7 protein-coding genes and 1 pseudogene are annotated in these 6,784 nt (G+C 70.8%); all 8 read right to left on the reverse strand.

Annotated features, from left to right (window positions below; all coding sequences use genetic code 11):
• Positions 1-131: 131 nt before the first annotated feature.
• On the reverse strand, positions 132-788 hold the full coding sequence (locus tag ACVBEQ_RS27930) for an NUDIX hydrolase (RefSeq protein ID WP_447156708.1): 657 nt from the start codon (positions 786-788) through the stop codon (positions 132-134).
• The gene (locus ACVBEQ_RS27935) at positions 785-1,645 is read right to left on the reverse strand and encodes an oxygenase MpaB family protein (RefSeq protein WP_447156709.1); all 861 of its coding nucleotides are present in this window, start codon (positions 1,643-1,645) and stop codon (positions 785-787) included. Before ACVBEQ_RS27935 ends, ACVBEQ_RS27930 begins: the two co-directional genes overlap by 4 nt.
• Positions 1,646-1,650: 5 nt before the next feature.
• Positions 1,651-2,970 carry an MFS transporter gene (locus ACVBEQ_RS27940; RefSeq protein ID WP_447156710.1) on the reverse strand — a complete coding sequence of 440 codons (1,320 nt, stop codon included), beginning with the start codon at positions 2,968-2,970 and terminating at the stop codon, positions 1,651-1,653.
• Positions 2,971-3,113: 143 nt separating this feature from the next.
• Positions 3,114-4,442, reverse strand: coding sequence for a threonine/serine exporter family protein (locus ACVBEQ_RS27945; protein WP_447156711.1), 1,329 nt, complete (start codon positions 4,440-4,442; stop codon positions 3,114-3,116).
• A 76-nt stretch (positions 4,443-4,518) separates the two neighbouring features.
• Positions 4,519-5,142 carry a uridine kinase family protein gene (locus tag ACVBEQ_RS27950; protein ID WP_447156712.1) on the reverse strand — a complete coding sequence of 208 codons (624 nt, stop codon included), beginning with the start codon at positions 5,140-5,142 and terminating at the stop codon, positions 4,519-4,521.
• A gap of 20 nt (positions 5,143-5,162) precedes the next feature.
• Positions 5,163-5,765: a recombination mediator RecR gene (recR, locus tag ACVBEQ_RS27955; protein ID WP_447156713.1), complete on the reverse strand. Its 603-nt coding sequence runs from the start codon at positions 5,763-5,765 to the stop codon at positions 5,163-5,165.
• Between the two features lie 201 nt (positions 5,766-5,966).
• Positions 5,967-6,281 (reverse strand): annotated as a pseudogene (locus tag ACVBEQ_RS27960) (YbaB/EbfC family nucleoid-associated protein); the annotation flags it as partial.
• A gap of 163 nt (positions 6,282-6,444) precedes the next feature.
• On the reverse strand, positions 6,445-6,784 hold a 340-nt coding region (locus tag ACVBEQ_RS27965), incomplete at its 5' end, for a hypothetical protein (protein WP_447156714.1).

A 6,784-nucleotide genomic window follows, 5' to 3' on the forward strand; every position in this document is an offset into this window, starting at 1 on the left:
TCGCGCACCGCCCCCGTCCGCCACCCCCGTCCCACCTTCAGCGTCGAGATGGCGATTCCGGCTGCTTCTCGGGCGAAAAAGGGTGCGATTGCGCCATCTCGATCGGTCGTCGGAGCGGGAAGGGACCCGGGTCAGTCGAACTCGGTGGGCAGCGTCGGGTCGCGACGGTGCGCCAGGATCCGGCCCAGCTGCCGGGCGTTGATCCGGCCCAGCGAGAGGTCGGGCAGGGCGTCGAGCGGAAACCAGCCGATCTCCAGCGTCTCCAGGGCGTCCGGCGGGCGTACCTCACCGGTCGCGGCGCAGAGGAAGAACAGCTTGTAGATCGAGAACGGCAGCGGCGGAACATGCCCCTGCGTCTCCCGGTCCCAGACCCCGACCAGCTTGACAGCCGTTGCGCCGTAACCGGTCTCCTCGAGAATCTCGCGTTCGACGGCGCGTGACGGCGTGTCCAGCGGGTCGGCCCAGCCGCCGGGCAGCGACCACCTGCCGTCCGATCGCTCGCGCATCAGCAGGATACGCTCGTCGTCGTCGACCAGCGCGCCTCGGACGTCGACCTTGGGTGTGGCATAACCGGTCTCGCGGCCTAGTTCCAGCCGCCAGGTCTCGGCGGGCTCGTCGGTGATGGCAGCCAGGAGGTCGGCGGCGAGGGCGCCGAGCTTGCGGTAGCGATCGAGGTCGTACTCGTTGGTCCCGTACGTCAGGCCGCTCTGCGAGAGCGCCGAGAGAGCGATCGCCGTCCGGCGGACCTGATCAGCCGGCCCAGGCGCCCCGGTGTCCCGCGCCGTCATCCGGCCCGTTGGCCGTCGCTGTCCATGGCCTGCGCGCGCTGCTCGTCCAGGGCATCGATCTGCGCGCGTGCTGCCAGCACCTCCGGCGGGCCGGTCCACTTGTCCGGCAGCACCTGTAGCCCGGTGCGCAACGCACGCAGCGCCCCCGTGGCGGCGAGGTCGGTGGTCGGAAGTCCCGGCATCCGGTAGAGCTTGCGGGCCCAGCCGGGCATCAGCGCGAACGCCATGCCGGCCAGCCCGGCCCACGCGGGCCTTGCCGGGGTGAGCAGCCGGACCTTCTTCGGCATCGGCGGGGAGATCAGCACCTTGACACCGCGGGTCGCGTCGTCGGTGAGCTCGAGCTGCGGCCGTATGTCCTGGAAGTAGTGCTTCATCGCCGTCACCGACGAGGGCACGATCTCCGCGGGGATCCCGACCAGGGTGGCCGCCAGTACCTGCTCGCGGAGGTATTCGTCGGCGTCGTCAGGGGTGATCGGTGCGCCGGCCCGACGGGCGGTGCTGAGAAAGGAGTCGACCTCGCAGCAGTGCACCCACAGCAGCAGGTCCGGCCGGTCCAGCCGGAATGTTTCGCCGGTCGCCGGGTTGGTGCCGACCAGCTTGCGGTGGATGCCGCGGACCTTCGCCGCCGTCCGCTTGGCCTGCGTTTCCGGTGCGTAGGTCAGCGTCGAGACGTACTGTCCGGTTCGGTCCAGTCGGCCCCAGAAGTCTTCCTCGAACCCGCGTTGCTGGGCGACGGCGGCCATCGTCAGGGGGTGCAGCGCCTGCATGATCAACGCCCGCACACCGGCGATCGGGAACACCGGATCGGCGTGCACCCGCCACGTCACACTGCCGGGTCCGAACAGGCCGCTTTCCATGTTGATCACGGTACCTGCGTGGCCACCGGGCTTTCGGGCTCTGCGGACGGGGCCGCCGGCTGTGCGGACTGGCCTGCCGGCTCTGCAGCCGGACCGGTTCCCTGCGCGATCACCCGGTCGGCGGTGCTCTCCGCCGCGGTCAGCGCCCGGGACAGCGAGCGCACCACGAGGATCCCGATCACCAGCGCGCCGATCGCGCAGCCGGACGTCACCCAATACGCGGTCTGGGCGCCCGCCCGGTCGATGATCACCCCGGCCAGCGGTGTCGCGGTGGCGATGCCGACCGCCAGCCCGGAACTCGCCCAGGACATCGACTCCGTCAACCGGCCCGAGGGAACGATCCGTTCGATCAGCGCCATTCCCGAGATCAGCACCGGCGAGCAGGCGATGCCCGCGACGAACAGGCCGATGCCGACCAGCCAGACGGACCCGAGGAACGGCAATGGCAGCGTGACGACGGCCAGTGCGGCGACCGAGAAAAGGAACTGGCGGACCAGCGTTGCCCTGATCGTCAGGGCTCCGAAGATGAGACCCGCGGTCAACGACCCGACCGCGTACAGGGCGAGCAGCAGACCGGCAGCACCGGGAACCCCGGCCGCCTTGGTGAAGGCCACCGTGGTCACCTCGAAGGATCCGAAGATGCCGCCGAGCAGCACGAAGATCCCTGCGATCCCGGCGACGCCCGGCAGCAGGATCGCGGGCCGGCCCTTCGTCCCGGAATGCCGACCGGTGGGACGCGGCTCGGTGGACCGCTGGGTCAACAGGAGCAGCGTTCCGACGATCAGCAGCACGGTGGCGAGGATCAGGCCGGCACTCGGCGAGACCTGCAGCGCGACGACGGTGGCGAGCGGCGGCCCGAGGATGAACACGGCCTCGTCGACGAGCGATTCCCAGGCGAAAGCCGTTCGGAGCAAGGAGCTCCCGTGCAGTTGCGCCGACCAGCGCGCCCGCACCAGCGGCCCGACGTTGGGCGCGGCGCCGCCCGCGACGACGGCGAGCAGAAAGATCGGCCAGTTCACCGTCGTGAACACCGCGACGGCGATGATCCCGACAATCGCCGGAACGTGCACCGCGAGTTGGATCGGGACGACCCGGTGCTGCCCGAAGACGTCGATCAGCCGGGAGATCTGCGGCCCGATGACGGCGGCCGACAGGGCGTAGATGGCCGACACGGTGCCGGCGACGGCGAACGAACCACGTTCCGCGGACAGCAGCAGGACGGCGCCGAGCCCGGCCATCGACATCTGCATCCGGGCGAGCATCCCGGCCGCCGTGAACCGGGTGGCGCCGGGACGGCGCAGCACCGTGACGTATGAGCCGAACACAGAAGTAACCCCGCACTGATGAGCGCTGGTGGCCGGCGACCAGTCTTCTTCGCTTTACCGTCCGGCCGGTCCAGAGTAGGCGTGGGGTCCGACAGCCGCGACCACGTTGTTGTTTCCGCAGGCCGGGCAGGTGCCGGGCGGCGTCACCTCCGGGGCCGGAAGGTGATCCGCCAGGTGCGGCTCACCGCCTGCGCGTCGCGGGTCACGGACTGGCCCAGCAGCACACCCAGCGCCACCGCGAAGATCGAGATGGCGGTCACGACCAGATCGGTCGCGCCCCCGGTGTTCCCGGTCGCCAGCCCGGAGACGCCGCGGAAACCGAGGGCGCCGGGCAGCAGCAACCAGAACCCCGGGAGCAGCATGACGGCGGCCGGCGGCGCCTTCCGGAACCGTGAGAGCGCCTGGGTGAGCGGCACGATCACCAGGCCGCCGACGAAGCCGGACAGCGCCGGATCGAGCAGGACGGCGCCCAGCGTCTGAGCCGCGTAGGACGCGAACAGCGCCATCCAGAGGAAGAGCAGCGAGCCCGGCGGCGCGCTGGCGAACAACATGTAGCCGATGCCAACCAGCGCCACGCCGACCCACGGAGCCCACAACCCGGCCTGCTGCGCGCCGTCGGCGGCGACCGTCCCGACCAGGCTGAGCCCGACGAACACACCGAACGCCAGCAGCAACAACTGGGACACACCCCAGACCAGCCGGCTGGCGCCGGAGACGATCTGGTCGCTCGCCAGTTCGATGGTGGCGATCGTCAGGGTCGCTCCCGGGAGGAAGGTCACCAGCGCCGGGGCGACCAGCCGGATCGGGTCGTCCTGCACGAACGGGGCGACCAGCTTGACGGAGATGACTGTGACCAGGAAGGCGGCGATCACCGGCAGGGCCACCGACAGGGTGGCCCAGCGGTCGGCGATCAGCCTGAGCACACCGACGAACGCACCCATCGCGGCGTAAGCAGGCAGCGCCAGCAGGTCTGGGTTGAGCAGAAGGCCGAACCCGAGGCTCAGGATCACCTGACCGGCGAGCGTCGGCCAGGCACCGAAGCGGGGTTTCGAGGACAGGATCCGGTGCAACATCTGCAGTCCGACGGCGGGAGTGACGGCCGCCCGCTGGAGCAGCGTCACCAGGTCGTTGATCTCGGCGATCTGGTCCAGCCGCAGACTCTTGTTGGGTACCGAAACGAGGTCGACCTCGTCGGGCCCGACCCGGAACAGGATGCCGGTCGGCATCACCATGGCCTGCATGTCGACGTCATAGGCGGCCGCGACGTCCTGCAGGATCTCGGTCGTCGTCGCGGCCGAGTCGGCGCTGTTCAGCAGCGCCACACCGAGAGCCCTGAGCAGCTCGACGAGGCCGGGCGGAGCGGGTTGCTGCTCCGGCGAAATGCGCGGCAGCGGTTGGGTGTCGTCGGGGCTCAGCGCCCGCACGGTGTCGCGCAACTGATCACGCCAGCGGTACGACTTGCCTTCCGTCACTGCGCCAGCATGCCCTCCCCGGTCCGTCCGAGTCACGGGGATGGGCGGGTCCGGGGGGTCAGCCGGAATCGTGGGATCAGTCGTCATCGAGCACGCCTTCAACTCGCCCTGGATCGGCCCGCTCAGGGGCCGCCGTCAGCGACAGATCCGCGCGCTCCCACGGCCTGTCCAGCGCGAAGAAGCCGTCCTCGGCGTCCTGCCAGGCCGTCAGGTAAGCGCGGGAGGATTCCCCGTCCCGGGCGACGGCGCGTTCCAGCCGTTCCCGGCGGTTCTCCAGTTCGAGCCAGACGGCGACCGACGCGCGGTCGCCCAGGGCGGCCCGTGCACTGGATACGCCTTCCAGAACGAGCACGTCCACCACCGGAACGTCCTTCCACCGGCCGGGAACCGGGGTGCCGGACGACCAGTCGGTCAGCTGGATACGGCCGGGCCGTCCCACTGCCAGCGGGCCGAGTACCTGTTCGTCGAATCGCTCGAACCAGCCGAAGGGGTCCTCCCAGGTGGCCAGCTCGTCGGACGAGAACAGCGCGGACGACCGGCAGCCGGCAGCGGTGAGGGCGGTTGCCCAGTGCGCGGCGAAGGTGGACTTGCCCGAACCCGACGGCCCGTCCACCGCACCCAACCGGGTGCGCCCGAGTCGTGGCGGGCGGTCGAGCAGCAGCGCCGTGGCCTGGTCGGCCAGCCGTCGGACGTCAGGCATCGCGCGTCAGGCACCGAGCATCAGGCATCGACCGAACGGCGCCCGGAGAAGGCGCGGCCCAGGGTGATCTCGTCGGCGTACTCGAGATCGCCGCCGACCGGCAGACCGCTGGCGAGCCGGGTGATGGACAGGTCCGGGAAGGAGCGGAGCAGCCGGCTCAGGTACGTCGCGGTCGCCTCCCCCTCCAGGTTCGGGTCGGTCGCCAGGATGACCTCGCGAACGCCGGGCTCGGCGATCCGGGTGAGCAGTGGCTTGATCCGCAGCTGGTCGGGGCCGATGCCGTCGATCGGCGAGATGGCGCCGCCGAGCACGTGGTACTTGCCGCGGAACTCCCGGGTGCGCTCGATCGCCGCGACGTCCTTCGACTCCTCGACGACGCAGATCACCGCGTCGTCCCGCCGGGGGTCGTTGCAGATCCGGCACCGCACGTCGGCGGCGACGTTGCCGCACAGCTCGCAGAACCGCACCTCGTCACGCACCCGCTGCAGCGCCGCCTGCAACCTGCCCATGTCGGCCGGGTCGACGGTGAGCAGGTGAAAGGCGATGCGCTGCGCGGACTTCGGGCCGATGCCGGGCAGCCGGCCCAGTTCGTCGATGAGGTCCTGAACGGGGCCTTCGTACACGGACGCTCAGACCCCGTCGGAGGTGCTGGGGCCGGGCAGCTCGCCACGCCGCGCGCGCTCGACCTCGAGGCGGTGCTCGGCGTCGATCTCCTCGTCGATGGCCTCCGCGTCGGCGAAGTCGGATTCGTCCTCGTCATCATCGTCGTCATCGATGTCGGCCGCGTCGAACCCGGCCGCACCGCCGGGGAATCCGAGTCCCGCGGGCAACCCCATCGACGACAGATCGAACCCGCCGGCCACCGATCCCATCGCCTCGCCGGCGACCTTCTCGGCGCTCCGCCGGGCGTCGTGCACGGCGGCAACCACCAGGTCCTCGAGCGTTTCGATGTCGGCGGGGTCGACTACCGCCGGGTCGATCCTGATCCGGAGCAGGTCACCCGCGCCGTTGACGACCGCGCTGACGGCGCCGCTGCCCGCCGAACCGGAGACCTCCGTCTCGGTGAGTGACGCCTGGGCACGCGCCATGTCGGCCTGCATCTGCTGGGCCTGCATCAGCAGCTGGCTCAGGTCGGGCATTCCCGGCATCATCGCAATTCCCCACTTCTGTCTCGGCGGCCTCGCGGCCCTGCGGACCGTCGGAACGGCGCGGGCGCGACACCGCAACAGTAGTGCGCTGCCGGCAGTCGACCGGGCGGCTCTCCCGGCCGACGCGACAGTTGTCTCAGCGCCAGGTGCGGGATCAACAAGGCCCCCGATGGGAGAGTGGACAGATGACTGCCCGCCGTCCGTCCTCCTTCGCCGGCAGGGTGACGCTCGCGGCAACTGCGGCGTGCGCGGTCCTGCTCGCCTCGTGTGCGCCGGCGTCCACCAGCGCGACACCACCCACCGAGTCCACCGTCGCGAGTTCCTCGGCCGCGGCGCCGTCCGGTCCGCTGGTCACCGTGCCGGGGCTCAGTTCCGCGGTCGCTTCATCCTCGAAGGCTGCGCCGACCACCCGCCGGGCCACCCCGACACCGACCCCCAGCCCCACATCGATTCGTGCTTGTCCGTGGTACTCGGCAACCGTGGGCTGAGTCGGA

It is taken from the genome of Nakamurella sp. GG22 (assembly GCF_052976845.2).

What these genes read in the sequence shown, in the direction of transcription:
- ACVBEQ_RS27930 (WP_447156708.1), bottom strand. Translation starts at nt 788, where the DNA reads ATGACGGCGCGGGACACCGGGGCGCCTGGGCCGGCTGATCAGGTCCGC.
- ACVBEQ_RS27935 (WP_447156709.1), bottom strand. Translation starts at nt 1,645, where the DNA reads ATGGAAAGCGGCCTGTTCGGACCCGGCAGTGTGACGTGGCGGGTGCAC.
- ACVBEQ_RS27950 (WP_447156712.1), bottom strand. Translation starts at nt 5,142, where the DNA reads ATGCCTGACGTCCGACGGCTGGCCGACCAGGCCACGGCGCTGCTGCTC.